Origin of the sequence: Sphingobacterium sp. UBA1897 (assembly GCF_002337775.1) — a bacterium.
GTDB lineage: Bacteria > Bacteroidota > Bacteroidia > Sphingobacteriales > Sphingobacteriaceae > Sphingobacterium > Sphingobacterium siyangense.
Map to the genome: position 1 here is coordinate 1 of NZ_DDGR01000005.1, position 26,877 is coordinate 26,877.

Below are 26,877 nucleotides of genomic sequence, written 5' to 3' on the forward strand. Positions count from 1 at the left end.
TGAGCGGGATTTTAAATCCTGCCAGACTTCTCTTAAACCCTTCTTTTTTCATGATTCCCTCTTTCGAGGTAACCGTCCCTCCCTTGCGGAGTGGTGCAAAGATAGGGAGTTTTCGGGCAGACTTCCAAGCCTTTTGTTCTTATTTATTTCATTTTGTCCCTAACTACCTGTAACGGTGTGAGATTCTTTTTGTAAAACAGGTGATCGGAGGGCTGGGATGGCTGATCCGGCCACCAGACTGGGCCACATAGCGGAATCGGGCAACGAAAACATCCTGAAGTGCACCTGCCGGATCTATTGCCCCACCGAAATAGCAAAGGGAGATCGGAAAACGCAAACATAGCCGAACAGAGAACAACAGAGATCCGCAACGTTTAATACCATCGATATATATAATAGTGATAGGATGTGACAGCGAAGCGCAACCGCAGCGGAACAGAGGATGGCATGGCGACCTTAAGACTTGCCCGGGATTCTTTTTAGAATTTATGCAAGGCTCCCGATCCTGTCATTTTGGTCCAGGAATTACTTATTGTAAACTTTGATCAACTTTCATTTTAGTATAGGGTTTACTTAGGGTTTAGTTAGGGTTAGTTTAGGTATAGCTTAGCTTATAGCTAAACTAAACCTAACTTAAAGCTAACTAAATACCAATTAAAATCTAGTTTAAAGAAGAACTAAATAAAAGCGAATAAATATAATCAACAAATAAGATAGTAGCACGCTTCTCGGATTTGCCCCAGAGAAACAGAAAACAACAGCGATTTGAAGGAATATAACAGAGATAAGACGCTAAGAAGCCCTTTTAGTCTAGAACAAGAGCTAAACTAACATCCTACAAAACCAAAACTAGGTAAGAAAAGAGCAAGAGAGATCAAAAGAATCAGAAAACAGAAAAGAAACTGAAACCAGCTAAAGCTGATTCGCAAAAAGAAGGAAATTACTATTTCTCCTCTGCTTTAAAAACCCAAAAACGCTGAAGTGTATAGTTGAAGCCCAAAGAAACGAGCAACTCAACGACTAGTTTTGAGAACAAAAAGTTTAAATGATATACATCCACCAGAAAATGAATTCCCGTAGACTTCAATGTAATACTACCACAGACGACAATCACAAATTTCCATAGCTGACTCCCTACAGACTTTTGCGTACTACCAAAGGACCAGTATCGATTGATCAAAAAATTAACAACAGCACCAAGGCTACCACTAATAGCATTAGAAAAAGGAGCACTGATATGAAGTAGCTTATAACAAGCAGAGTATACTCCAAAATCAAACAATCCGCCTAAAAAGGCGGAAAGTTGAGCTTTTAAAAAAGTAATAACTTTTGAAGACATCGTTAAATAGCCTCCTCCTGCTGTTTTTTCAATTTATCCTCTTTATCTTTTTCATCGCCTAATTTAAGAAGGAGACGTGTATCATTTGTATTAATTATAAAAAGTGCAATACAGATTACCAGTACACACCAATTAATAGATCCAGGCATTAAAACTTCGAAGAGCATAACCAATGAAATAATCACCCGAATTTCAGTAGGCCCCAAAATTCCGGCGTCAATCGTATACTTATCTGTAATTCTATACCTGAGCTGAGAAATGATCATTGCCCAGCCATATAATGCGACCAATGTAAATCCCAGATACTTAAAGTCACCCACGGTATACAGCACATATCCCAATCCGATAAAAACCGTACTGATCCAATCCATTACAATATCCAGCGCAAAACCGTACCAGCGACGGGATTTATTGCGGTAGAATGCGATACGCCCATCTAATGAATCACCAAACCATTGTACAAAGAAACCAGGGATTCCTAAAAGTAAATAGCGAATATCAACATATTCAGCCAGTATAAAACTCCCCAATATCATTAAGGAACCTAAAAATCCAATTGCCGTAAGTCCATCCGAAGTAATCCAATTGGGGATTCGAGGAACGAGGTACGAAATAAGTTTTTGTTCGGGTTCACTTAAGATATTTGTTCTCTTTCTATCCTGAAAAAGTTTTTTATTTATTTTTAACTCACTCATTATCTGCGATTATAGCCATTTATTTTCCTTATACCAAGCCAATGCCTCCATTAAGCCTTTCTTCAAATCATATTTAGGTTGGTATTGTAGCTGACGTTGAGCCGCCGAGATATCACAGCCCCAGTTTTCAGCTGTAAGTTCATTCAGCCGTTCCGGATATAGTACAGGTATTGCTTTAGAATTTTTATACAAACGTTCAAAAATAACCGCGATAGTCTTCACGACACCCAAAGGAATATGCATACGAATCATTTTCTTTTGACTAAACTCTTTGAAAAACCTAGCCAACTCATAACGCCCATATACCTGTCCATCGCTAAGGTTATACACCTGCTTTCCACCTTGGTCAAAACGACAGGCATGAATAATCGCCTGCACCAAGTCGGCAACATAAATAAAGCTAAGCTTTTGAGGAGAGCGACCAACATAAGCATCCAGGCCTCCGTTCATTGTTTTAAAAACAATAAAAATATCCTTTTCACGAGGGCCGTATACCGCAGTAGGGCGCAAAATCGTTAGTGGCTGATCTTTAAAATCATTCAACGCGAGCTCCGCTTTCCGCTTACTACGACCATATGCCGTAACAGGACGATAAGAGTTGCTTTCATCGATAAGGTTAGCATCGTAGTTAACAGGACCGATCGCCGCAAGACTACTAACGAAAACAAATCTTTTGATGGGAGTTTTTAAAGAAAAACAAGCTGATGCCAAGTTCTTTGTATAACCAACATTGACCTTTTCGAGATCTTCTTCATGTTTGGCACGAGTCATTGCCGCAGCATGAACAACATAGGTATAGTTTTCCGCTTCCAGTAATTCTCTGATAGACTCTTCATCAGAGAAATCCGGATAAACAAATTTATCTACAACGGAGCGAATTTCTGAAACATCACTTGACTTTCTCACCGCGGCATGAACTTCCATCCCCGCCTCTTTCGCTGCTCTTGTCAAATGATAGCCTACAAAACCACTCGCTCCGGTGATTAATACTTTTTCTATCATAATGATTTTTGATACAAACGATAACGTTTGTACAATTCTCCATTCATTTGTTCAATAGCGTGGTTCATCATGTAATTATGCTCCAACATCCATGAACATTCGGCCCCCTTAATATTAGAATCTTTTGATTCTTTTATAATTCGGCCATACAAACATGCTTCAATACCAAGCTTACGGTAGTCTTCCAATACCCCTAACATGAGTACACGAAGCAAGTTGATTTTTTTCTTGCCAAATAACAATTTAAAAATACCCGTAGGAAGTAGACGTCCGCGCTTCACTTTGATAAGGATCTGATTGATATCTGGTATCCCTAGACCAAAGCCAACAAGCTCACCATCTTTCTCTGCAACGATAGCAAAACGAGGATCGAGAATCATTTTTAAATCTTTGGCCGTATAATTAAATTCGTCCTCTGTCATCGGAACAAAACCCGAATTTTTATCCCATGCTCTATTATAAATGTCACGAACTTTTGCTGCCTCGTTTTTAAAATCCTTCACATTGAATTGACGCAATGTAATGCCAGATCTTTTCAAACGCTCTTCCAGCCTATCCAAAAGCAAAACAGAACGCTTATCCGCAGACTTTTCCATAACCAAATAAGCTCTCAAATCCACTTTATGTCCATAGCCTGAATTGGTAATCAAGTCGATGTAATACGGTGAATTGTAGGGCATCATGGCCACTGGAGGCTTATCAAAACCATCAACCAATAAACCAACGGTATCATTGGTCGATAAATTGATAGGCCCAACGATCGTATCCCCTCCTTTAGCTTTAACCCATTTTTCTGCGGTCTCAAACAACGCGTTTGCGACTTCTTGATCATCTATACAATCGAAAAAACCCCACTGTCCTTCATTCACATGATTAAAGGCATTATGGTTGTTGTTCCAGATGGCACATATACGACCAACAATCTTATCGTTACGATAAGCTAGAAAAGGTTGTGCTTGGGAATGTTTATAAAAGGGATGCTTGTCAGGGGAAAGCAAATCGTTTTGTTCAAGAAATAAGGCAGGTACATAATTAGGATTTCCCTCATAGAGACTATGAGGGAAATCTATAAACAGCCGTCTTTGTTTCTTTGTTTCAACGGGTATAATCTGAATCATACGATTAGATTTTATATTAATGTTTCAACTTCAGCTAGTTTGAATACTTTAACCATCTTCTCAATAGCTTCGTCGATTTGGTCATAAGTATGTGTCGCCATCAATGAAAAACGAATCAAAGACTCTTCTGCAGGAACTGCTGGAGAAACAACTGGATTAACAAATACACCATCATCTTGGAGCATTTTAGTTACCCAGAACGTTTTTTCATTGCTACGAATAAAGATTGGTAAAATAGGACTTTCCGTAGCACCTAAATCAAACCCATGATCCAGTAATTGTGCTTTGGCATAATCTGTATTTTTCCATAATTTTTCAATATGCTCTGGCTCATTTTGAATAATTTCCAAAGCTTTCAATGTTGAAGCTACCGAAGCGGGAGTCATTGAAGCACTGAACATCACAGAGCGCGCATTATGTTTTAAGAAATCAATCACATCTGCATCACCGGCCACAAATCCACCTAAAGATGCTAACGATTTACTAAATGTACCCATAATCAAGTCTACATCGTCATTAAGCCCAAAATGAGAAGCTGTACCAGCTCCTTTATGGCCAATAACACCTAAACTATGTGCATCGTCAACCATTACAGCAGCATCAAACTCATTGGCAATCGATGTAAGCTCAGGCAAATTAACAATATCACCCTCCATACTAAAGATACCATCCGTACAAATTAACTTCGCACTATCTTCAGGTAGGCGTGATAACTTAGCACGTAAGTCCTCCATATTGTTATGACCGTATTTGATTACTTTGGAAAAAGACAAACGGCTACCATCAATAATTGAAGCGTGGTCACGTTCATCCAACAAAATATAATCATTACGTCCCATTAGACATGACAAAGGACCTAGATTTGATTGGAATCCTGTACTAAAAAGAATCGCGGCTTCTTTACCTACATAAGCAGATAATTTTTCTTCCAGTTCCACGTGAATATCCAACGTACCGTTTAAGAAACGAGATCCAGCACATCCAGTACCATACTTTTCCAAAGCATCTTGCGCTGCCTTTATAATACGTGTATCAGTCGTTAACCCTAAATAAGAGTTAGAACCAAACATCAATACACGTCTACCATCGATTTTTACTTCGGTATCTTGTTTTGATTGAATAGGTCTAAAATAGGCATATAAGCCCTTAGCTTTCAACTCCTCAACAATCTTAAATTGCGATATTTTTTCGCCTAACTTTCCTTTACTCATGCGATAAAAAGGTATTTCTAAAACTATTTCTAACTTTTAGATGTTATTGTAACAAACAAAATTATCGAATTGGACTTTTATATAAAAAACTCGGTCTCCGACTAAAAATCTGCTAATATGCACAATGCAAGTTGAAATTCTACGTTGTATATATTCACAATAATTCCAAAAAACGTTGCAAACATACGAAAACATAATCTGACTTTCGCTTAAATTTAGTCATATTTTTAACACATCGCCCAAAACCGTTAATTTTATTTTAATACTCCGCTAACATCTGCCCACACAATTCTACTTTAAAATAAGACAATTTTAATAATTATATTTGCGAACTTTAAATTATCCTATAATTAGTTACATTTAGGTTCATTGCAATAGCAATGGTATAGACTTACTAATATACAACAATATATGGCTTTATCTTCAGATATCAATATAAAAAATAAAAAAGCTTCTTTTGAATACCACTTACTGGACAAGTACATTGCAGGAATTCGATTATTGGGTACAGAAATAAAATCCATACGCGAAGGAAAGGCAAATATTAACGATAGTTTCTGTAGTTTTTTTGAGGACGGATTATATATCCGAAACATGCACATCGCTGAATACTCCATGGGATCTTTTTATAACCATGAAGCAAAACGCGACCGTCAACTACTATTGACAAAAAGAGAATTAAAAAAGCTAAAAGAGAAGGGGGAAGAACGTGGTTTTACCATTGTACCCCTACGCATCTTTATCAGTTCCCGGGGGTTTGCCAAAGTTGAAATTGCCTTGGCACAGGGTAAAAAAGATTTTGACAAACGAGAAAACATCAAAGAAAGAGATGTTAAACGAGAGCTTGATCGCGTGATGAAATTCTAGATTAACGCGCCAGGACAAATGCGCCTGGCGTCATTCCTACCCTGCTTTTAAAAAGCCGGACAAAGTAGTTGACATCATTAAATCCAGCCCCATAGCAAGACTCCTTTACATTGCGGGTGAGTAAAAGCATTTTTTTTGCCTTCTCGATACGCTGTTGGATCACATACTCCATTGGACTAAGTCCAAGTTCACGGTTAAACATCCGCGTAAGACTCGCTTTGCTCATGTGGGCAGTCCGCTCCAATAAACCAATTGAAATTTTCTCGGTAATATGTTTCTGAATAAATTCCTGCACATGTAACAGCACCTTGTTGGGCGACTTCCCAATTTTTAATGCAATCAGCGACTGTGACTGAAGTAGCCGAATCGTAAGCTCTTTAAAAGTCAAATCTGCAAGCACATCTTTCAACGGATTTTCGCTAATAATAATTTGAAACAACTTGTTCACCAGGTCGGCGAGCTCAGTCGAATTGTACAGATGAAAAAAATCCGGATCAAGCCGCCACTGACTAAATTGTTCTTTCGGATAAAACTCATTTAGATAGTCCAAGACTGCTGCTATCTTCTCTTTATGAATTGTTAAAGCGGTACACTGCGTGGGTTGGTCGAGGGTCGCTTCCGGAAAGTCAATATGCATAGCCACCGATGCAGGCAACACCATCATCTGACCGGGCAGATAGTCAAAAGCCTTTACATTCTCCAAATGCATGATCTTTTTACCTTGGATCATGTTAATCATAACCAAATCATCAAAACATAAAGGCACATGCTGCGATACCCGATATGTTTCGTAGATATTAAGCTCCAAGCTATCTAACGTAAATGCGCGTCGGTTCTCCACTAATGTGCTAAGCTCCCCAGCCCGCGAAAATGGCAATGTATGAATCAGCGTCCTATCTCCCATAGTGCAACAATTAAATATAATTGGCAGTCAATCAAATATAATAAAAAAAATAAATTGTAGCCGAAATTCATCTGCCACAATTGTGCTATGTTTTGGATCAATTCTGCTACGCTATTGAATAATTGCTGGCTAACTTTGATAAGAAGGGATTAAAAATAATTAATAATAAACCATATGAGCGCAATCAAAAGACCATCGTTCAAAGAACGATATGACAACTACATTGGTGGTAAATTTGTCGCACCAATTCAAGGAAAATACTTCGATAATATCTCGCCGGTAGACGGAAAAGTGTTCACTCAAGTTGCCCATTCAACAAAAGAAGATCTGGATCTCGCTGTCAACACTGCAGCCAAAGCTTTTGAAACCTGGGGAAAAACCTCCGCTACAGAACGAAGTATTATCCTCAATAAAATCGCTGACCGCATTGAAGCTAATTTAGCATATATCGCAGCCGTTGAAACGATAGACAACGGAAAAGCTGTACGTGAAACACTCAATGCGGATATCCCATTAGCCATCGACCATTTTCGGTATTTTGCCGGTGTAATCCGTGCTGAAGAGGGGTCCATAAGCGAACTGGACAGCAATACGGTGTCGCTGATTGTACACGAACCAATCGGTGTTGTTGCACAGATTATTCCATGGAATTTCCCGATTCTGATGGCCGTATGGAAACTAGCTCCGGCCCTTGCTGCAGGGAACACTGTCGTATTAAAGCCCGCTGAAAGTACACCAGCATCTATTCTTGTTCTTATGGAAATCATCGGTGATTTGATTCCTGCCGGAGTGGTCAATATCGTCAACGGTTTCGGCGCAGAACTTGGTCGTTCCTTGGTCACCAATCCTAAGGTCTCCAAAGCAGCATTCACAGGCTCCACAGCAACAGGACGTTTGGTCATGCAATATGCGACTGAAAATATCATCCCGGTAACCCTAGAATTGGGGGGAAAATCGCCCAATATTTTCTTCAGTTCGGTAATGGATGCAGATGATGCATTTTTGGACAAAGCAGTTGAAGGGGCGGTATTATTCGCGCTCAACCAGGGCGAAATTTGCACCTGCCCCTCTCGTCTACTGATCCAGGAGGATATTTATGAAAAATTCATTGCTAAAGTGATCGATCGGGTTAATCAGATCAAAGTCGGGGATCCATTAGACCCAACAACAATGATGGGTGCTCAGGCATCGAAGATTCAAAAAGATAAGATCATGTCCTATATTAAACTTGGCAAAGAAGAAGGAGCCGAAGTATTGACTGGCGGAGATGAAAACAATGTTGGTGCTGGTTTTGAAGAAGGCTACTACATCAAACCCACCCTATTCAAAGGTGATAATAGCATGCGCATTTTCCAGGAAGAAATCTTCGGCCCCGTGCTTGCAGTGACCACGTTCAAAGACGAACAAGAAGCAATTGCCATCGCCAACGATACCATGTATGGTCTCGGAGCAGGTGTATGGACCCGAGATGCACATCAGCTTTATCAGGTTCCACGTGCCATACAAGCTGGACGTGTATGGGTAAATCAGTACCACTCCTACCCAGCTGGCGCTCCATTTGGCGGATACAAACAATCAGGAATTGGACGGGAAAACCATAAAATGATGCTTGCCCATTACAGACAAGCCAAGAATATGTTGATTTCCTACAGCAAAGAAAAACTTGGCTTCTTTTAACTGAAGCATACCGGGTATACTTTTCGAACAGCTTGATACCCGAGTCTAGGGGGAGCAAATGCTGCCCCTTCCGCTGAATTTCATATGAACCAACGCTAAAACACATAAACTGATTTCACCATGATTAATAGATTAGACATCACTGAAAAAGCAAGGGAGCTCATCCATGAACTTGAAGCAAAGCATGGTAAATTAATGTTTTATCAAGCCGGAGGCTGTTGCGAGGGTACGCAGCCACAGTGTTTTGAGGAAGGAGGGTATTTTCCGAGGACGAATGATGCCATGATCGGATTAGCTGAAGGATATGAATTCTGGGTGGATCGTGATCTCTTTGAATATTGGAAACATGCGCATTTCACCCTCGATGTACTGGATGGGTTTGGTCCCGGAGGATTCTCATTGGAAACGCCACTGGGTAAAACTTTCAAAGTTCATTATCGCCTATTCACAGCCGAAGAGCTTAATGACCTCGGCCCAATCAAACGAAACGAATAAAAAAAGCATAAAACACCATAGAATCACAACGTTGTAGAGATGACCTATAAAATTCTGGATCACTCTCTCAAAGAAAAAAGGGGCGCAGATGCGTCCCTTTTTCGATGTTATAATTTTAAAAAAATCTCTCCTGAGTTTCCGCATTCGGAATGCTAAAATTTTATTCAATATCCAAGCCTTCAAGGACTGGAATTGGCTGTTTGTTTTCATCTAGGGCAACAAATGTAAAAACACCCTCAATGGCCAGTTCTCTTCCCTCCTTGTACATATGTTCCAAAAATATCTCGACCTTCACCTTCAAGCTGGTCCGGCCTACATTTTGAACCCTTGCGATAGCTTCAATAATACTTCCCGAAGGAATTGCCTTATTGAAGTCTATACGATCTGTCGACACAGTCACCAACGTTTTGCGGCAAAATCGTGTTGCAGCCATAAACGACACTTCGTCCATAATGGACATCGCCTTGCCGCCGAATAAAGTATCGTGATGATTCGTCAAAAACGGAAACACGGTCGTGCAAACATGTGTTTCTGATAAATCAATACGTTCTTGTAAAGTCATTTATTTTTTTATTAAGTGGATTTAAGAGGAGACAAATGTAAACCAATCTAGCTCCAGTTCCGTCATTTTTATTCCATATTTTCGTCGATATCCACTCCTATACCTTTCAATAAAAGCGAAGCATTGAATATTTTACATTCTCCTATCTTCAGCTTATAATCAAACAGCATCTGACCCTCGTCGACACGAATGTCAAAATGGTAATTTTTGATATCTCCCGGAAATTCCTCTTGTAAACTGGACAGCTGTAAGTCATGTGTAGCCACCATGCCTTTACCATCCAATCGAACCAGTTTCTTTATGATTGCACGGGAGCCAAGATATTTGTCGACAGAATTTGTCCCACGAAGCATCTCATCGATTAGGAAAAAACTATCGCTATGTGCTGAAACTGTATCCAATATAAATTTCATCCGATTCAATTCAGCTTTAAAAGTCGACGTACTTTCATTCAAATTATCCTTGATTCGCATATAGGATATCAGTTTATAAATCGGGAGCTGAAAAGAAGCTGCAGCAACCGCAGCTCCGGCATATGCCAAAATTGCATTAATACCAACTGTCCGCAGAAACGTACTCTTTCCAGCCATATTTGAACCTGTCACCAAAGCAACTCGATGATCTATACTACTGTAATCATTGGCTACGACCTGATTGCTTGGAATCAATGGATGATATACCCCTTGCGCGTCAATCTTATTTTCCAGTGGGTTATCCAAAATTAATGGATAAATGTACGACGAATGGTTTCTCTTCCAAATCGCAAGGCTAGTTACAGCCTCAACCTTAGCTAAGGTATCGAATGAATTTAGAATCTCGTTTTCGTACTTATTCTTCCAGTCAACAATAGCCAATACTTGTCTAAAATCCCAAAGCAGAAACAAGTTTAGAAATATCCCGACAAAGACATTATTCCGGGCGTCCAAATTATTAATAAGACCAGCGAGTTTTTTAAAGGCAAGGGAAATGGATCCTGTACCCTGGTTTTGTTTAAGCTCTCCCGCAATCTCCTGCATAGCAATAGACTTCCATGCGTGGTCTTCAATAGATTGAATCGCCTCTGCGTATGAGCCCAGCACGCCACCTATCTTATCTATTCGAGAGGAGAACATGCTAACACTTCCCGCTTTGGCCAAGGCCCAAAGAATATGAAATAACCCTATCAATGTTGCCACCCCAGCCAATTTTGGCACGAAAAAGCTGCCCACTAAAGCGACCAAAAATAAAACAGGCCCTATTTTGAGATAGACTCGCATGAAGGCATTTCCGAACTGAAAATTTCGGTCTTGAAAGTAATTTGTCAAAAATGCTTTGATATCCAATTTATGGTTCAGATTGGCCAAAAGCTTTGCCTGAAAATCCCATATCCATTCCGATTCATTTTCAAGTTCCTGGGAAGCTTCTTGATTGCGTTGAATTTGATGGCTTTGGAGAGGTGCATCAAGCCAAGAAGCCAAAAGATCAATCCCCTGTTTGGTCGTTGCCCGATTTATCTGTGCAAATAAGGAGTATGTTCCAAAGACATCCATATCGGAGCTATAAGGATGAGCTCCGTTTTCAAAATGCTGGCCATGATCATACATATTTAATTTTCCGTCTGCCAAAGCCTGTTCATTTGCCAAAACTTTCAGATAGGCTTCAAAATAGTTCTTCTGAAGCTCCAGCTGGCTCTGCTTCCGCACGAGATAGGCGAATAGGAACAATAATGCAAAAAAACAGAAAAACACCAGCGGAAGGCTTTCCAGTTGAAAGGTATAAAATAATAACGCTCCGCCACCGAGTATCACAAATAGCCGCGACAAGCTGAGCGTATTGACTTGTTTATTTAATTTGAGGACAGTTGAAGCGATTTCGCGATGCTTCTGGTCATATAATATTGCAGTTGGGGTCATAAGGTGAATATTTATTCTTTCACGTTCATTTCAATTTAATCATGGATGTTTTGGTATCGCTTAAAGACCTTGGGGGAAGTCGTTTAAGCTGGTTGAATGGATATCCTACCAGGCCTGATCACCCACCAAAGGCACAAAACGAAAAGTATCCAATTCGATACGGTCAAACTCATTTTCACCGACACGAATGATCGTCATCATCTTTTGTGATTTTTCGTCTCCTACAGGGATCACAAAAATTCCGCCCATTTTCAGCTGCTTTAACATAAGCTCTGGCACGAATGGCGCACCCGCAGTTACAATAATCTTGTCATAAGGAGCGTGCTCCTCAATTCCCTTGGAGCCATCGCCCAAAAAGAAATTCGGTTTATAGCCCATGTACGGCAACACTTGAATGGTTCGTTGATATAGGTTTTCCTGACGTTCGATGGTATACACTTCTGCGCCAAGTTCCAATAAGATACAGGTTTGGTATCCGGATCCGGTGCCAATTTCCAGTACTTTATCTCCTTTTTTGACGTGAAGCAGTTCAGATTGATAGGCGACGGTATACGGCTGTGAAATTGTTTGCCCGTCACCTATTGGAAAAGCAATATCCCGATAGGCCTGATTCCAGAATGTTTCATCAAAAAAATAGTGACGTGGTACCTTGCCAATGGCATCTAATACTTTCTGGTCCGCAATCCCCCGGCTTTTAAGATGTTCAACCAATTTCTTACGAGCACCTTTCTCTCGATAATTATCAATAAACTTGTACGCCATGATGTTTCAAATTTACCTTTTAAAAGGCATATTAAGCAGAATTAATCACAAATAATTCAATACCAATACAGTACACATTTTCAAGTCAATTAGCTTTATTTTCCAAATCACCTGTCCTTATGCCCAATCTACGCTGACCTCTTGAATTTGAGACCGAACAAAACGATAAGCACAAGTAATTAACTTTACCAAAAACGCTCGTTTTTACAAGCTAATGGGGCAATAGCTGTCACTAATATGGATCTACATCAACCTGAACGCGTACACCAGCATTGGTTTTATCTATTTCAAAATCCAGGAGAACCGAGCGGATCAATTCCTTGACCTTTGCAATACTAATATTTGTGCGTTCAATCTTCAAGGTAATGGTCTGGATAAAATTATTCCGCACGCGTGAAACTAAAGGCGGCTCCGGACCCAATACCCTTGCACCCAATTGTTGACGCAGCGCCGAGGCAAAACGATTGGCCGAATCATAGCATTTCTGAAAATCCGTATGTTTAATATCAATCCGAATAAGCCGGTAGAAAGGAGGATAAAGATAGTTTTTTCGTTCTGTAATTTCCGTCATAAACATCCCTTCATAATCGTTATTGACCACCTGTTCTAACACCCGATGATTCGTGGTGTAGCTTTGGATGATCACTTTTCCTCCGGCTTCACGCCGACCTGCGCGTCCTGCTACCTGGGAAAATAACGAAAAAGATCGTTCATAGGAACGGAAATCCGGAAAGTTAATGATCGTATCTGCATTGACAACACCGATGAGGCTTACTCTTCCGAAATCGAGCCCCTTAGCGACCATTTGCGTTCCAATAAGAACATCAAATTCATGCTCATCAAAAGCTGTGATAATTTTGTCGAAACCGTATTTACCTTTTGTGGAATCCAGATCCAACCGACCGATGCGAATTTCGGGCATCAGGATTTCAAGCTCTTCCTCTACCCTTTCTGTACCGAACCCTTTACTTTCGATATGCGGCATTCCACAGGCCGGACAAACACGAAGTGGAGGCTCCACATGACCACAATAATGGCAATGCATCATATTAGAGCTCTTGTGATAGGTTAAGCTGACATCACAATTGACACATTTTGCAACGAATCCACAGGTATTACATTGGATCATTGTCGTGTGCCCACGTCTATTTTGAAATAATATAACCTGCTCTTTATTTTTTACAGCTTCTTCAATTGCCTTTAACAAGGTGCCAGAAAAATAGGAAAACATATTTTCTTTTCTTCCCTCTTCGGGAATATTCACCAACTCAATACTTGGCAATTGTGCGTTGCCATAACGCTCAAGCAGTTGCACAAAACCATACTTCTTAGCCTTGGCATTGTAATAACTTTCCAAAGAAGGCGTCGCTGATCCCAATAGCACTTTGGTCTGATGTAGGAATCCGAGGTAAATAGCCGTATCACGGGCATGGTAACGTGGGGCTGGATCAAACTGTTTATAAGAGCTTTCGTGCTCTTCATCAACGATGATAATCCCTAAATCCTGAAAGGGCAGAAAAACTGAAGAACGGGCCCCAATCACGACCTGAAATTCATTTTTCATTACTTTATGCCATACCTCGGCACGTTCATTATCATTAAACTTGGAGTGGTACACCCCCAATTTATCGCCGAAATGCAGCTTTAAGCGCGCCGTAATCTGTGCTGTCAGCGCTATCTCAGGTAGTAGATAAAGGGCTGATTTTCCCGCTGCGATTGCTTGTTCGATAAGCCGTATATAAATCTGTGTTTTTCCCGAAGCAGTAACACCATGTAACAGGGTAACTTCCTTCTCTTCAAACGACTCTTGTATTTCGGCATAGGCCCTTTGCTGATTTTCATTAAATTGAAAATTGGCATCCAGTTCGATATCTTCCCCCTGGAACCGGGATACAACCTTTTCCTTTATTTCAAAAACACCTTTGTCAATCAAAGCCGTAATAGCACCGTTACCACAGCCCGAGGCCTCAGCCAACATGGGCCGCGTGATCTCCTCGGTTTTTTTGACCAGCTGCATAAATGCCAATACCGCATCTTGTTGTTTTGGCGCACGGTTTAAGCTATCCAACAATTCTCTTTTTGCATCTTCATTTCTAAAGTCGGGAGCAAAACGTAAAAATGCTTTGGTCTTGGGTTTATATCTTTCTGTAATCTCTTCAGAAATCAAAACAATTCCTTTGTCAAATAATTGCTTCAATATGGGGAAGACTGTTTTTTGTCCCAGCAATTTCACAATATCATTGACTTTAAGTTCTCCCGCCACCTCCAAAGCCTCGATGATAAGATACTCTTTATCTGAAAGTGTAGAACGGTCAAAATCTGCTGCAATCGATGAAACGACTTTGGTCTCACTGGCCAGCTTCAATGCCGAAGGTAGCGCAGCCTGCATGACTTCGCCTAAACTACACATGTAATAATCGGCTAGCCAATCCCAAAGTTTAAATTGAGCCAAATTGACAATGGGTTTGTCATCAATGATGTCCAAAATATACTTTGCTTCATAGTGCTTTGGTGCCTCCTGACTAATTGACTTCACAACCGCAGAATAGATCTTATTCTTCCCAAATTGCACAATGACACGTACACCGACCTGCACACGATCATTCCAGTCAACCGGAATACGATAGGTATATGTTCTTGCCAATGCTAGTGGTAGGACCACATCAACAAACAGCGTATCTCTTTCACTAAAAATCGTAGATTGTGGATTGGACATAAATTCAAATTATGGTATAAAAGTACAAAAAAACCTTCAGGAAAAGAGGTCAAACGACCCCGGAGATACCTAAACCGATAACAATCATGTGGGCTCAAAGCGATATCGGAGTAAAAAAACCAAGAGATCACAGGTCAATCAATTGCAACCTAAAAAAGCCTTCCTGAAATCTATTCAAGAAGGCTCCGTTATAATTAGATACGAATATGATTTCGTATGAACATAGGCAATTAAATAGGATTACGATTTATTTTTTAGTGCAGCAATAAATAATGCAACCCAGCCAACGATTAACGACAATCCTCCCAAAGGGGTGATAGGCCCTAAAATAGACGGATTTCCAAAGCCGGTTATTTCGCGCACGCTTAAGACATATAACGATCCCGAGAAAAAAAGTATACCAATGAGGAAAGCTATAAATGATACTTTAATGGAGTACGTCTTTGCTCGCGAAAAAGTAGATAAAAATAACAGGGCGAAGGTATGATAGAAATGATACTGATTTGCAGTTTTCCAAGTTTCAATATGATATGTACTTACCTTTCCTTCTAGACCATGAGCACCAAAGGCGCCTAATATTACAGCTAATGCTCCCAACAACGAAGCGGCTAAAATGATTTTCTTATTCATTATGTTAAAGTGAATGCTGAAAATGAGTTTCTAGCGATAAATGTATTAAAAACAGAGCAAAATAAGGAATTTTTTGTTAAATTTATATTACAAAGGCGCATTATAGGAACGATTTTCTATCTCTTCCCATATATTTTTATTAGGTTTGTTTTACGTATGAATCATCATGAGCATCGTGCAGCTCACCGAAATCTTGAACGAGGTGCAAGATTTGTATATCCTTGATAAACATCTGCCGCATGATGGCTTCATCACCATTAAAAAAACAAGTTTAGTGTACTTATTCTGCTGACAAGAAAATGAGTACCTCATAAATAGTTGTTCTGCTAAAACTGGATTTTTAATCGCATCGACCAGCGTGGTACTGACGATTTATTCGAGTTCTTATCAGGCATTGAAAAAAATAAAAAGGATGAAAAAAACAATCATCATCACTGTTATATTATTCATCGCGGTCATCGCGGCCACGATCTATCTTTTTGGAGACTTCAATAAAAACAATAAACAAGATTCTAAAGCTTTACAATATCTTCCTGAAAGTACATTAGCTATTGCCTCCTTTGCCAATGATCAGACTGTAGATACGATCTTCAACGACTATGAGCTCTTTAAAGCCATTATAGGTCAACGCAATTTCGGCGACCTGGAGCGTCTTAAAGACGAATTATTACGTAATGAACAGTTTGCACCTCTTGTAGCGGGGCAGCAAATATTACTCTCTTTTCACCAGGAAAAAGACCAGATTACTCCATTATATAGCGTTCAGGTTGGTCAAAGCATTGATAATAACTCGCTGGCAACATTACTTGGAAACGTCGGTAAAAACTACAAAATACAACCTTTTGACACCTTAGGGCAACGATTTTATGGGCTTAATCAAGGCACTAAGGATAGTACACTTTATTGTGCCTATTCTCACGAAATCATTTTCGCTAGCTATTCCAAACAGATACTCTCCCAGATCTTTGATAAACAGGTTAAGAAAATAAGTACCAAACAAATCGAGTTCTTTGTAAACCATAACAATAAAAACACGCCACTTAGTCTCTATTTTTTCAATGAACAATTGGCGCAAATAGCTCGAATATTGATGAAATCCAAATTTGGCACTTATCTCAACTTAATCGATTCGCTGAAGGGCCAAACGTCCTGGAATATGAATTTCAAAAAGGATGCTTTTATTTTTAAGGGTGAAACAGATCTCTCGGCGAGCAAAAATAGTTACCTACAGTTATTTGCCACGCAGACAGCTCAAGTGCAAGCTCTGGGGAATTATCTACCTAAAAATGCTGCATCTTATATAGACTTTAGTATTTCAGATCCCCATAGTTTTCGCAGTGGACTGAAAGCCTTGTTGGTACAGCAAAAAGAAGATGCTCGATTGGCTAAAAGTATAAAGAACTTTGAAGAAGACAGCAAAGTATCATTTGACAGTATCATCGCGCCAATTTTCAACGATGAATTTGCGCTTGCGGAATTAGATAATCAGGATGCAATAGGTTTGATCAGTATTTCGGATTCAACGCTATTTGCTGATAATCTCAAGAAATTCAGTTCGTCTGTAGGTGATTCAATCTATCAATTTAAATATTCGAATCTCTTACATGCGCTATTTGGAGAACCTTTCAAAAGCTTTACCCGCCCCTATTTTACCATTGTAGATAACATTATGGTGGTAGCTACACGGACGGGTATCTTGAGAGATTATCGGGAATCTTTCCGGGAAAAGCAATTTCTTTCCGGAACGGCTATTTTTAAAAATCATGCAGCATTGCAGAATAGCCGCAGCAACGTGACGTTCTATTTAGAACCTAAAGCTGGTAAAAGCAATATTCTAGATAACTTAAAAGCTGACTTTGCAAAGAACTTTAAAGATGAGGATGAATATGGCTTTCAAAATTTCTACTCCTGGTCTTACCAGTTGAGTGGCAATCAGGGCACATTTTCGTCCAGTTTATATGCCCTCTTTAAGAGTGATACGAGATTAGGCGGCAAACCAGAATGGACAGTCCAGCTGGAGAACCGAATGATCAATAAACCTTGGATTTTCGATCAAGATGGGAAGAATAAGTTTATCCTGATTCAAGAACAAGATCACACGGTACATGCATTTTCGCCGGATGGAAAAGAACTCTGGCAAAACCTCTTCCAAGGTGAAATTTTGGGCGAGCCAATGCAGTTACAGGATCTCAGTATTGTCGCCGTCACAAAAAACCGTTTATATCGCTTTATGCCCGATGGTAAAAACAGAACTGGCTTCTCCGTTGAACTTCCATACTCGGCAACTTACGGGGCTACAATCGCCACCTTCAATAAAGAACAACGTATTTACATTCCGGCAACAGACCGCATTCTTGCGTATACCCTGGATGGCAAAAAGGTGGAGGGCTTTGAAAATAATAGCGTGGATGGTCGAATTTTATTCGATCTAAAAACAACCAGCCTGGGACAGACAAATTATATTATTGCCGGTACAAGCACTGCTTCCGTGTATTTCTTTGATCAAAATGGTAAGATCATCCGTAAAAAAACAATGGATACCGATGGGGAAAGTGTTAAAAATCCAATTGGTTTAGTTGCGGCGTCGGATGAAAAGAACTCCTTCATTTACTTGGCAAACAATAAAGGCAGCGTATTCAAAATTCCTTTCGAAGGCGAAACCAAAAAAATAAAACTAGGTGATTGGGGTAAAGATGCGTTCTTTAATTTTGAAGATATTAGCGGTGGTGCTGACAGAGATTTTGTTATTCTAGCCAACAACAAACTGAATGCCTACAGTTCAAGAGACTCGTCTTCCTACTTTGAATATAAATTCATCGAAGAGGCCAGTAACAGACCGTTGTTTTTTAAACGAATAGGTAAATCTGATATCATAGGTGTTGGAACCGACAACCGCATGATTTATGTTTTCGGATCTGATGGCTTGGTCCAGGAGGGATTTCCTGTAGAAGGTTTTTCAAAGTTCTATTATGGACCGATTAACTATGGCGACAATGCCAATTATTTAATCTGCATGAAGCGGGATTTCAAGATCTATGTATATAAGTTTTAAAAACCTGAAAATCAATTTTTTAAAATCAACACCAAACGCTATAAGATGCTAAAAGATCTTTATAAAAAATTTGTCTAATCTAATTTTTTTATAGTAGGTTTGCAGACTTAATATGACTATGCTGAAATCGGAAGAATTAAAAGAATTATTAGCTGAACCAAAACGTATTGTAATTACAACGCACTACAAACCAGATGGGGACGCATTGGGTTCATCTTTAGGATTATATTTTTGGTTGACCGCGAAAGGACACCACGTAAATCTCATTGTACCGTCAGACTTTCCTGCCTTTTTGGATTGGTTACCTGGCTTAGAAAATGTACAAATTTATACGCAGGATATTGACCTGCACAATCAACAGATTGACGCAGCTGAATTAATTTTCTGCTTAGATTTTAATGGCCTTGCCCGGATTCACGAAATGGGTGAACCTATTCGTCAAGCGAAAGGAATTAAATGCATGATTGATCACCATTTAGATCCGGAAGGGTTTGAGGACTACGCATTTTGGGATCCATCTGCTGCAGCGACGGCACAATTGATCTATCGGTTCTTAGTCCATGAGATGCAAGATCCAGACCATATCAGTGCTGACATGGCGACATGCCTATATACCGGTATTATGACCGATACGGGCTCTTTCCGCTTCCGTTCTACCACTGCTGAAATTCACCGCATCATTGCATCACTCATTGATTGCGGTGCACAAAACTGGGCTATCCACGAAGAGATTTACAATAGCTCGTCAGAAAGCCGCCTGAAATTCTTAGGGTTCTGTCTATTGAATCGTCTAGAGGTTATCCATGAATATAACACCGCCATTATCCATGTAACCAAAGCGGATCTCACTCAGTTTGAAGTGATCACCGGTGATACCGAAGGATTAGTCAATTATGCCCTTTCTATCAAAGGAATTCGATTGGCTGCTTTAATTATTGACAGAAATGAACAAATTAAACTATCTTTGCGTTCGATTGGAGAAGTTCCTTGCAATGAGATCTGTAAATTGTATTTCAATGGAGGGGGGCATCTTAACGCTTCAGGAGGTAATTCGAAAGAAAGCCTCGAAGCAGTGATTGCAAAATTCAAATCGGTTTTACCAAATTATAAAGAAATATTAACAAAATAAGATATCGTAACATACATTAGAAAATGAAGAAAGCAATTCTATTTTTCGCGGCTGCCGGTCTTTTGATGACGTCATGCCAAAAATTCAAAAAGGCTGAAGGTGGTCTTGAGTATAAAATCGTAGATGATAATGCAAAAGAAAAAGCAGTATCAGGCGATTTATTAGCACTTGACATGGTTGTGAAAACGGACAGAGATTCTACAATGCAAAGTACGTATGACATGGGAGTCCCTCAAATCGTTCAATTATATCCAGATAGTATCATCGCAAAAAATCCAGGTGACCCTACTGGTTTATTCAAATATGTAGGTGAAGGTGATAGCTTAGTATTCAAAATCAATTTGGATTCTATGGCTGCTAAAACACATCAACCAAAACCGGAGTTTGCAGATAAATTCATTGTTTATTCGATCAAAGTCAAAAAACACTTCAAAAAAGGAAAGTTAACAGACCAACAATTGGGTGAACAAGTTCAAAAATATTTTGAAGAAGAATTGAACAAACACAAGGCAGCTGAACCAGCTAAACTTGAAAAATACATCAAGGATAAAAGCTTGAAAACAACTAAAACAGCTTCAGGTCTTCAATATGTAATTACTAAACCTGGAACAGGTACAAATGCGAAAGTAGGTGATTCTATTCACGTGAACTATGTAGGATCATTAACTACAGGAAAAGTATTTGATACAAACCTTCCAGATGTAGCTAAAAAAGAGAAAATTTTCAACCCTCAACGTCCTTATGAAGCATTAAAATTCCAATTAGGTGTTGATGGTGTAATCCCTGGATGGACTGAAGCATTCCAATTGTTTAACAAAGGTACAAAAGCAACTTTAGTCATTCCTTCATCTTTGGCTTATGGCGATCGCCCTTCAGGTGTTATCCCTCCATATGCTCCTTTAGTATTTGAAGTAGAAGTATTGGATATCAAACCTGGAAAAGCTCCTGCTCCTACAGCAACAACTCCAGGCATGGTAGCGCCTACTGGAACTACGGCTCCAGCGGCAACAGCTCCTGCAACTAAAGCTCCTGCAGCAAAAAAATAATTCGACTGTAAATTTCAGTTAACAAAAAAGCGGTTTCATCTCGATGAAACCGCTTTTTTATTGTTCGTATTTTTATTCACTATACGCTAATCTTCTTATCTTCTTTTTTGATCTTCCGTATTTTCAGCCATAGTATTATTACCGCCAATATAAAACTGATGATCATGATGATGGTCAATGCGATCAGCGCCTTATCGGTATGGTAATTTTCAGCATGCTGAATAAACATTAACCTAAAAATTCGTAGATAATGCGTCGATGGAATTACATTTGCAATTGCCTGCACCCAGCCTGGCATTAGACTCGAAGGCCAGGTAAAGCCACTCAAGATAAATGCTGGCGTCGCAATGACCATAAGTACTTCTGTCGATTTCAACTGCGAAGGCAGTAGAATACTGACGAGTACACCTATAAAACACACGGCAAGCAAAAAGACGAAAGTACAGAGTACAAAGCGACCAAATTCGGCCTGTAAAGGCATACGGTAATATTGACCAAAACCCCAATATAAAACCAGGATACCAACAGACATCAAAACATATGGTAATATCTTAACAAGAATAAGTCCGATAGGATTACCTATTTTACGTACAAGTTCCGGAAATGTATTGCCTTCAAATTCTGAGGAAAAAGACAAAGCCAAGCCTAAGAGCAAGACCTGCTGCAGCACAGTAATTAGCACTCCCGGTAGCATAAAATACAGGTAATTTCCACTTCGGATATTCTGCTTAACAAAAGTGGTCTTAAATGGTTCGTACTGCTGTGCAGCGATCTTTGCGGGAACACCACGTTTCATTTGTGCCTGAATCTGTATGCCTGCTTTCAACGTCGAGGCACACACATTGACAGCCATCATGGCAGTATTTGAGGTCAATGTATTGGCACCGTCTACAAAAACAGTCATTTCGGGCAAACGCCCCTGTTGTACTCCGGATGCAAAACCCTTGGGAATATGTACAATCGTTGTTGCCTCATATTGCATCGCAATATCTTTTGAATCAAATAAGGACGGTAATACACGGGCAACTTCAATACTCTCATTATCCGAAAGCATATCAATAAATGAACTGCTTAAGGGGCTATTATCCTCATCAACTACAATGATCGGCATCTGAGTTACCTTACCTTGTTGATAAACATGCCCCACCAAGACACCATACAATACAGGTGCACCCAGAAAAAGCATCAATAGCACTTTATTATTGAAGAAGAGCTTAAACTCCCGTTGGATCAATTCTAAAAATTTTTTCACAGTCAAGCTCTTTAATTCGCATGGAGAACCACAAGCGTTTTTGTTAACAAATCTTTGCTACCGGCAACATCTTCAGGAACAATTTTCAATTCAAACACAGCCTGTTGCGGATCGAAATCAGGATAAGCTGAGGCAATGCTTGCGTACGAATTTAAGGCTTTGATACTAATCACCTTTGCTTTAACCTTTTTGTGATTCAAATAAGGAATTTCTACCTCAACAGCCTCTCCTTTTTGAAGTTTTCCCATTTTATTTTCGGGCAATGTAAATCTAAAATAGGTCGATCGATCGAGGAAACCATTGATAATCGGATAGCCTGCCATCGCCAATTCACCAACTTTCAGATTAATCGTTTCCACACTCATGTCCTGTGGAGCAATGACATATTTCTCCTGTGCAGCAACATTGACTTCAGATACCGCTCCCAGTGCACGTTCTTTTTGCCCCAACGCCATAATCTGCTGTTCTTGTCTAGCCCCACCCTTTGCTTCAGCTAATTCAGCCTGTGCTGCAAGATATTGATTTTTAGCCCCCTGATATTTAGCGTAGGTCTCGTCGTACTTTTGCTGCGGAATCAGGCTATCCTGCAAAAGGGCATCCAGCCTACCTATTGATTTTTTCGCAAATTCATATTGTTCCTTAAGTCCATCTACCTTCGCCTGCAACTGCACGAGTTGACCTTTCGTAGCACCTTTGACTGCCATGTTATATTGTGCATCAGCAGACTGCAGTGCTCCCTTTGCCTGCTCTTCTTTCGCATCTATCTCGGGAATACTCAAAATAGCCAAGGTATCACCCGCATGCACAAAGTCTCCCTCTTCAACCAGAAGCTTCGCAATTTTCCCCGGAACCTTTGTCACAACCGTCACTTGCTCTCGCTCCACCTTGCCTTCAATAGGCTTCTCTTTCACTTGATTTGTACAAGAAACAAAAATAGACAGAGATAATATCCCATATAAATTCTTCATGTTACTCATGTATAGTTTGTAATAATTTTCCTGATGTATGTAGTAATTCAACTGCAGCTGTACGTTGCTGCAAAACATTGTTAAAATAACCCAAATTAACTTTGTACCAATCGTTTTCAGCAGCCAATAACTCCGTAACATCTATTAAGCCAGCTTGATATTGTTTAACAGCCATAGAAAGGTTATTTTCGGCAACTTTCAATTGCTGTTCGCCCACTTTCAACTTTTGATTGCCAGTCGTGTAGGTAACGGTATTTTTGCTGAGTAATAAATTTAATTTTTCTTGCGCATCTTCTCGCTTGGTCGTATTGATATGCTGATCAAGTTTAACTTGCTTTATCTTATTATGATGCTCTCCGCCCGTATAGAGATCCCATTTAACCCCTACGCCGACCATTAAATTTGGGCTCCCCTTGATGGAATTAAGCGGTAAGTTGACTGTACCAAATAGCGGTTGGTCTTTCACCGTGAGTTTGGAGTTGAATACATTCAGATAGTTTGCGGATCCAAAAGCAAAGACAGCAGGAAGAGCTCCCCCCTTTTCTTTTTTATACAGGTACTCATACGCTTTTGAGGAAGCATCTAGCGCTTTCAATTCGGATCTTTGTTCGACATCACGTGGAAGATCCGACAAAAATATAGGTTTAAGTCCATAATGAATTCCACCGACCTCCTGAAAAGATACCCCTGTTTCTTGCTCGATCTTTTGACACAACAAATCCCGATTGCCAGAAACCTCTACCTTTTTCTCTTCCAGCTCCAGCAAGGCCAATTTCAATTTATCTCTATCATAAGGTATTGCAAGGCCATTTTGAATCGCTTTATTCACTTTTTCCTGTTCTTTCTTTAATCGCTTTTCAGAATCGACAATCAATTTATCCACCTCATCCAACAACATCAGCTGATCAAAAGAAGCAATAATATCCTTTGAAAGTGTTTCTCGACCGGCCGATTCTAAATATTGTTGAGCCACAGCTTTCTCCTGCAATGCTTTTATTCCATTCGGAATCTGTAATCCCGAAAAGATAATCTGCTTTACAGACACCCCCGCATAGGCCGCTTGCCCATGCATACTAAATCCTGTGGCTCCTTCAAACAAGCCGAGGTTCAATAAAGGGATATTAACCGTAGGAATATCAATACTCCCATTGCTATGTACATAACCGTATAGCCCGAGTGCCGAGACATGTGGCAGCCGGTTTGCTTTTACTCCATCGGCTTCCAGACGTGCTTTATCGACTTCGTAAGCCTTCAATTTCAATTCTTTATTTGTCTGAAAGGCTTTTTGAATAATATCTTTTACCGAAGGGTCAATCAATGATTGCGCATGTAATTTGTTTAAACACATAACCGACGCCAAAGTCAACAAACCCAGGCATAACCTCTTATTCATCATATGATTCATTTATTCTTATAAAAATAGGACAACAACCGCCTCTTTTATCTGTTTAACAGTAAATCGTACAGTATGTTTGACTTCTGACTCTTTTTAATTAAACGTATCTTTTCAACGGCCAATAACAATCTTTGCTAATGTCTCCATGACATGAAGGACTGACCTCCACCTGTTAGCTTTTCCAAGATACAAAAAAAGGAATTCGTTTCTGTAGAAGGAATCCTGTATTAATTTTCATTTTTGCTAATTAATAAGTTATCTTTGGAGAGCGAATTGAAATTTTGGTAATTAAGTCTACCACTTTATTCGATAATAATAAAAACAAGTTTTTACCCTAACCCGCTGCTTCCACGCAGAAAACTATGTTGCTTACAGATACACATACACACATTTATTACCATGCAGGAACCGAAAAACTGCAAGAACATCTACAACGTTGCTTCGATAATGGCATACAACGCCTTTTTTTGCCGAATGTGAATAGCGCTTCCATAAAACCTGTATTTGATACCGTAGCAGCTTATCCAGAACATTGTTTTCCCATGCTTGGATTACATCCCTGCGATGTAAAAGAAAACTATGTGGAAGAGTTAGAAACCATCCGAAAGAGCTTGGAAACAAACAAAGTCCATGCCATAGGTGAGATCGGGCTGGATCTTTATTGGGATAAAAGCACGCTTGAAATTCAAAAAGACGCCTTTCGAACTCAGGTTAAATGGGCTAAGGAATTAAATTTACCGATCGATATCCACTGCCGGGAAGCCTTCACTGAACTGTTCGAATTATTGGAAGAACTTCACGACGACAAATTATTTGGCGTTCTGCACTGCTTTACCGGTTCCCTGGAGCAGGCCCGCCAAGCTATCGATTTAGGTTTCGCTCTTGGTATTGGCGGAGTCGTTACCTTTAAAAAAGCGGGCTTAGATCAGGTGGTCAAAGAAATCGATTTAAAACATATTGTTCTGGAAACAGATGCACCTTATTTGGCTCCTGTCCCCTTTCGCGGTAAAGAAAATGAAAGTAGCTATTTGGTTTACGTCGCACAAAAAGTAGCTGACCTTCACCAGATCTCCGTCGAAAAGGTAGCCGAAATCACAACAGAAAATTCAAAACGTATATTTGGTATATAATTTCAAAACTCAATGCATAATATCTTTATTATCTACACAGGTGGGACCATTGGAATGGTTAAAGATGAAACAGGAACATTCGTTCCTTTCGACTTTGAATTGATCAAACGTAATCTCCCTGATTTAAGTCGCTTAGACTATAAGCTGACCGTGCACTCTTTCGAACCCATTATCGATTCATCCAACATGAAGCCAGAGATATGGATTGAAATGGCACAAATTATTAAGGATAACTATGCAGATTACGACGGTTTTGTTATTCTGCATGGTTCCGATACAATGGCTTTTACGGCATCAGTACTGAGCTTTATGTTGGAAGGACTCCAAAAACCGGTCATATTATCAGGCTCCCAATTGCCTATTGGGGAAATTCGAACGGATGCCCGGGAAAATATGATGACAGCGTTGGAAATAGCCTCTGCGAAGCAGGATGGTATATCCATTATCCAAGAGGTATGCATTCTTTTCGACAATAAATTATTCCGTGGCAATCGCTCATTTAAATATAATTCGGCCAAATTTGAGGCCTTTAGATCGCCAAACTATCCCGTATTGGTTGAAGCTGGTATTCACCTCAAATATAATACAGATGCTTTATTAAATAATATTGATAAAGAATTTATCCTACATACCAAACTGGACAACAGGGTAGCCGTATTGAAATTATTTCCGGGGATCTCTGCACAAACAATCAAAGCAGTCCTAGATTCCGATGTCCGCTCCATTGTTATGGAAACATTCGGATCGGGCAATACAACCACCGACACTTGGTTTTTGGATCTATTGAAGGAAGCAATTGAACAAGGTAAAAATATCCTCAACATTTCGCAATGTAAAGTAGGGTCTGTTGAATTAGGTCGCTATGAGACTTCACAAGGACTTAAATCCATCGGCGTGCTCAATGGCTACGACCTGACATTCGAAGCGGCAGTAACCAAATTAATGTATCTTCAAGGCGAGTTAGAAGATCAAAAAGAGGTCGCCTATTGGATTGAAAAGGATATCCGTGGTGAATTGACGATCAATGACTAATG

At 39.8% G+C, this 26,877-nt stretch carries 22 protein-coding genes; 8 read left to right on the forward strand and 14 right to left on the reverse strand.

The window, feature by feature from the left end; all coding sequences use genetic code 11:
• Positions 1-943 precede the first annotated feature (943 nt).
• Genes B4N43_RS03905 through spt form a run of 5 tightly spaced genes read right to left on the reverse strand, consistent with a single transcriptional unit; the run spans position 944 to position 5,365 of the window.
• Positions 944-1,339, reverse strand: a complete 396-nt coding sequence (locus B4N43_RS03905; RefSeq protein ID WP_075994197.1) for a GtrA family protein — start codon at positions 1,337-1,339, stop codon at positions 944-946.
• 2 nt (positions 1,340-1,341) lie between these two features.
• Positions 1,342-2,034, reverse strand: a complete 693-nt coding sequence (locus B4N43_RS03910; RefSeq protein ID WP_075994198.1) for a CDP-alcohol phosphatidyltransferase family protein — start codon at positions 2,032-2,034, stop codon at positions 1,342-1,344.
• Positions 2,035-2,043: 9 nt separating this feature from the next.
• The gene (locus B4N43_RS03915; protein WP_286732895.1) at positions 2,044-3,036 is read right to left on the reverse strand and encodes an NAD-dependent epimerase/dehydratase family protein; all 993 of its coding nucleotides are present in this window, start codon (positions 3,034-3,036) and stop codon (positions 2,044-2,046) included.
• Entirely contained in the window at positions 3,033-4,154 is a 1,122-nt protein-coding gene (locus tag B4N43_RS03920) for a hypothetical protein (RefSeq protein ID WP_070561222.1), read from the reverse strand. Before B4N43_RS03920 ends, B4N43_RS03915 begins: the two co-directional genes overlap by 4 nt.
• Positions 4,155-4,165: 11 nt before the next feature.
• Positions 4,166-5,365, reverse strand: a complete 1,200-nt coding sequence (spt, locus tag B4N43_RS03925; RefSeq protein ID WP_120333715.1) for a serine palmitoyltransferase — start codon at positions 5,363-5,365, stop codon at positions 4,166-4,168.
• A gap of 411 nt (positions 5,366-5,776) precedes the next feature.
• Between spt and smpB the strand changes: the two genes are divergently transcribed.
• Positions 5,777-6,232, forward strand: coding sequence for an SsrA-binding protein SmpB (gene smpB, locus B4N43_RS03930; protein WP_075994200.1), 456 nt, complete (start codon positions 5,777-5,779; stop codon positions 6,230-6,232).
• Between the two features lies 1 nt (position 6,233).
• On the opposite strand, the gene B4N43_RS03935 is transcribed toward smpB, so the two are convergent.
• The gene (locus tag B4N43_RS03935; RefSeq protein ID WP_075994201.1) at positions 6,234-7,136 is read right to left on the reverse strand and encodes an AraC family transcriptional regulator; all 903 of its coding nucleotides are present in this window, start codon (positions 7,134-7,136) and stop codon (positions 6,234-6,236) included.
• A 174-nt stretch (positions 7,137-7,310) separates the two neighbouring features.
• On the opposite strand from B4N43_RS03935, the gene B4N43_RS03940 reads away from it, so the two are divergent.
• Complete coding sequence (locus B4N43_RS03940; RefSeq protein WP_088162964.1) at positions 7,311-8,813, forward strand: aldehyde dehydrogenase family protein; 1,503 nt, start codon at positions 7,311-7,313, stop codon at positions 8,811-8,813.
• A gap of 120 nt (positions 8,814-8,933) precedes the next feature.
• Positions 8,934-9,308: a DUF779 domain-containing protein gene (locus B4N43_RS03945; RefSeq protein ID WP_286732899.1), complete on the forward strand. Its 375-nt coding sequence runs from the start codon at positions 8,934-8,936 to the stop codon at positions 9,306-9,308.
• A 160-nt stretch (positions 9,309-9,468) separates the two neighbouring features.
• Here the strand turns inward: B4N43_RS03945 and B4N43_RS03950 are convergent, their stop codons facing one another.
• From B4N43_RS03950 to B4N43_RS03970, 5 genes are all read right to left on the reverse strand, one after another.
• Positions 9,469-9,870: an acyl-CoA thioesterase gene (locus tag B4N43_RS03950; protein ID WP_104383990.1), complete on the reverse strand. Its 402-nt coding sequence runs from the start codon at positions 9,868-9,870 to the stop codon at positions 9,469-9,471.
• A 68-nt stretch (positions 9,871-9,938) separates the two neighbouring features.
• Positions 9,939-11,762 (reverse strand): MutS-related protein, encoded by a 1,824-nt coding sequence (locus B4N43_RS03955; RefSeq protein ID WP_286732903.1) that lies wholly within the window; start codon positions 11,760-11,762, stop codon positions 9,939-9,941.
• Between the two features lie 105 nt (positions 11,763-11,867).
• Complete coding sequence (locus B4N43_RS03960) at positions 11,868-12,524, reverse strand: protein-L-isoaspartate(D-aspartate) O-methyltransferase (RefSeq protein ID WP_286732904.1); 657 nt, start codon at positions 12,522-12,524, stop codon at positions 11,868-11,870.
• A gap of 232 nt (positions 12,525-12,756) precedes the next feature.
• On the reverse strand, positions 12,757-15,240 hold the full coding sequence (priA, locus tag B4N43_RS03965; RefSeq protein ID WP_286732906.1) for a replication restart helicase PriA: 2,484 nt from the start codon (positions 15,238-15,240) through the stop codon (positions 12,757-12,759).
• Between the two features lie 240 nt (positions 15,241-15,480).
• Positions 15,481-15,870, reverse strand: coding sequence for a DUF423 domain-containing protein (locus B4N43_RS03970; RefSeq protein ID WP_046672738.1), 390 nt, complete (start codon positions 15,868-15,870; stop codon positions 15,481-15,483).
• A gap of 412 nt (positions 15,871-16,282) precedes the next feature.
• Here B4N43_RS03970 and B4N43_RS03975 point away from each other — a divergent pair, with 412 nt between their 5' ends.
• The 3 genes from B4N43_RS03975 to B4N43_RS03985 all read left to right on the forward strand — a co-directional run bounded on the left by B4N43_RS03975 (position 16,283) and on the right by B4N43_RS03985 (position 21,097).
• On the forward strand, positions 16,283-18,922 hold the full coding sequence (locus B4N43_RS03975) for a hypothetical protein (RefSeq protein ID WP_286732907.1): 2,640 nt from the start codon (positions 16,283-16,285) through the stop codon (positions 18,920-18,922).
• A 118-nt stretch (positions 18,923-19,040) separates the two neighbouring features.
• Positions 19,041-20,051, forward strand: a complete 1,011-nt coding sequence (locus B4N43_RS03980; RefSeq protein ID WP_075994208.1) for a DHH family phosphoesterase — start codon at positions 19,041-19,043, stop codon at positions 20,049-20,051.
• A 23-nt stretch (positions 20,052-20,074) separates the two neighbouring features.
• On the forward strand, positions 20,075-21,097 hold the full coding sequence (locus B4N43_RS03985; protein ID WP_286732908.1) for an FKBP-type peptidyl-prolyl cis-trans isomerase: 1,023 nt from the start codon (positions 20,075-20,077) through the stop codon (positions 21,095-21,097).
• A 79-nt stretch (positions 21,098-21,176) separates the two neighbouring features.
• On the opposite strand, the gene B4N43_RS03990 is transcribed toward B4N43_RS03985, so the two are convergent.
• Genes B4N43_RS03990 through B4N43_RS04000 form a run of 3 tightly spaced genes read right to left on the reverse strand, consistent with a single transcriptional unit; the run spans position 21,177 to position 24,713 of the window.
• Entirely contained in the window at positions 21,177-22,349 is a 1,173-nt protein-coding gene (locus B4N43_RS03990; RefSeq protein ID WP_145329426.1) for an ABC transporter permease, read from the reverse strand.
• A gap of 11 nt (positions 22,350-22,360) precedes the next feature.
• Positions 22,361-23,317, reverse strand: a complete 957-nt coding sequence (locus B4N43_RS03995) for an HlyD family secretion protein (protein ID WP_286732910.1) — start codon at positions 23,315-23,317, stop codon at positions 22,361-22,363.
• A gap of 1 nt (position 23,318) precedes the next feature.
• Positions 23,319-24,713 carry a TolC family protein gene (locus tag B4N43_RS04000; protein ID WP_286732912.1) on the reverse strand — a complete coding sequence of 465 codons (1,395 nt, stop codon included), beginning with the start codon at positions 24,711-24,713 and terminating at the stop codon, positions 23,319-23,321.
• Positions 24,714-25,075: 362 nt separating this feature from the next.
• Between B4N43_RS04000 and B4N43_RS04005 the strand changes: the two genes are divergently transcribed.
• Together B4N43_RS04005 and B4N43_RS04010 are read left to right on the forward strand one after the other, a co-directional pair.
• Entirely contained in the window at positions 25,076-25,843 is a 768-nt protein-coding gene (locus tag B4N43_RS04005; RefSeq protein WP_286732914.1) for a TatD family hydrolase, read from the forward strand.
• Positions 25,844-25,855: 12 nt separating this feature from the next.
• Positions 25,856-26,875: an asparaginase gene (locus tag B4N43_RS04010; protein WP_088162974.1), complete on the forward strand. Its 1,020-nt coding sequence runs from the start codon at positions 25,856-25,858 to the stop codon at positions 26,873-26,875.
• Positions 26,876-26,877 lie beyond the last annotated feature (2 nt).

Coding starts and splice junctions, on each gene's coding strand:
- B4N43_RS03905 (WP_075994197.1), bottom strand. CDS start 1,339: ATGTCTTCAAAAGTTATTACTTTTTTAAAAGCTCAACTTTCCGCCTTT.
- B4N43_RS03910 (WP_075994198.1), bottom strand. CDS start 2,034: ATGAGTGAGTTAAAAATAAATAAAAAACTTTTTCAGGATAGAAAGAGA.
- B4N43_RS03915 (WP_286732895.1), bottom strand. CDS start 3,036: ATGATAGAAAAAGTATTAATCACCGGAGCGAGTGGTTTTGTAGGCTAT.
- B4N43_RS03920 (WP_070561222.1), bottom strand. CDS start 4,154: ATGATTCAGATTATACCCGTTGAAACAAAGAAACAAAGACGGCTGTTT.
- spt (WP_120333715.1), bottom strand. CDS start 5,365: ATGAGTAAAGGAAAGTTAGGCGAAAAAATATCGCAATTTAAGATTGTT.
- smpB (WP_075994200.1), top strand. CDS start 5,777: ATGGCTTTATCTTCAGATATCAATATAAAAAATAAAAAAGCTTCTTTT.
- B4N43_RS03935 (WP_075994201.1), bottom strand. CDS start 7,136: ATGGGAGATAGGACGCTGATTCATACATTGCCATTTTCGCGGGCTGGG.
- B4N43_RS03940 (WP_088162964.1), top strand. CDS start 7,311: ATGAGCGCAATCAAAAGACCATCGTTCAAAGAACGATATGACAACTAC.
- B4N43_RS03945 (WP_286732899.1), top strand. CDS start 8,934: ATGATTAATAGATTAGACATCACTGAAAAAGCAAGGGAGCTCATCCAT.
- B4N43_RS03950 (WP_104383990.1), bottom strand. CDS start 9,870: ATGACTTTACAAGAACGTATTGATTTATCAGAAACACATGTTTGCACG.
- B4N43_RS03955 (WP_286732903.1), bottom strand. CDS start 11,762: ATGACCCCAACTGCAATATTATATGACCAGAAGCATCGCGAAATCGCT.
- B4N43_RS03960 (WP_286732904.1), bottom strand. CDS start 12,524: ATGGCGTACAAGTTTATTGATAATTATCGAGAGAAAGGTGCTCGTAAG.
- priA (WP_286732906.1), bottom strand. CDS start 15,240: ATGTCCAATCCACAATCTACGATTTTTAGTGAAAGAGATACGCTGTTT.
- B4N43_RS03970 (WP_046672738.1), bottom strand. CDS start 15,870: ATGAATAAGAAAATCATTTTAGCCGCTTCGTTGTTGGGAGCATTAGCT.
- B4N43_RS03975 (WP_286732907.1), top strand. CDS start 16,283: ATGAAAAAAACAATCATCATCACTGTTATATTATTCATCGCGGTCATC.
- B4N43_RS03980 (WP_075994208.1), top strand. CDS start 19,041: ATGCTGAAATCGGAAGAATTAAAAGAATTATTAGCTGAACCAAAACGT.
- B4N43_RS03985 (WP_286732908.1), top strand. CDS start 20,075: ATGAAGAAAGCAATTCTATTTTTCGCGGCTGCCGGTCTTTTGATGACG.
- B4N43_RS03995 (WP_286732910.1), bottom strand. CDS start 23,317: ATGAAGAATTTATATGGGATATTATCTCTGTCTATTTTTGTTTCTTGT.
- B4N43_RS04000 (WP_286732912.1), bottom strand. CDS start 24,713: ATGATGAATAAGAGGTTATGCCTGGGTTTGTTGACTTTGGCGTCGGTT.
- B4N43_RS04005 (WP_286732914.1), top strand. CDS start 25,076: ATGTTGCTTACAGATACACATACACACATTTATTACCATGCAGGAACC.
- B4N43_RS04010 (WP_088162974.1), top strand. CDS start 25,856: ATGCATAATATCTTTATTATCTACACAGGTGGGACCATTGGAATGGTT.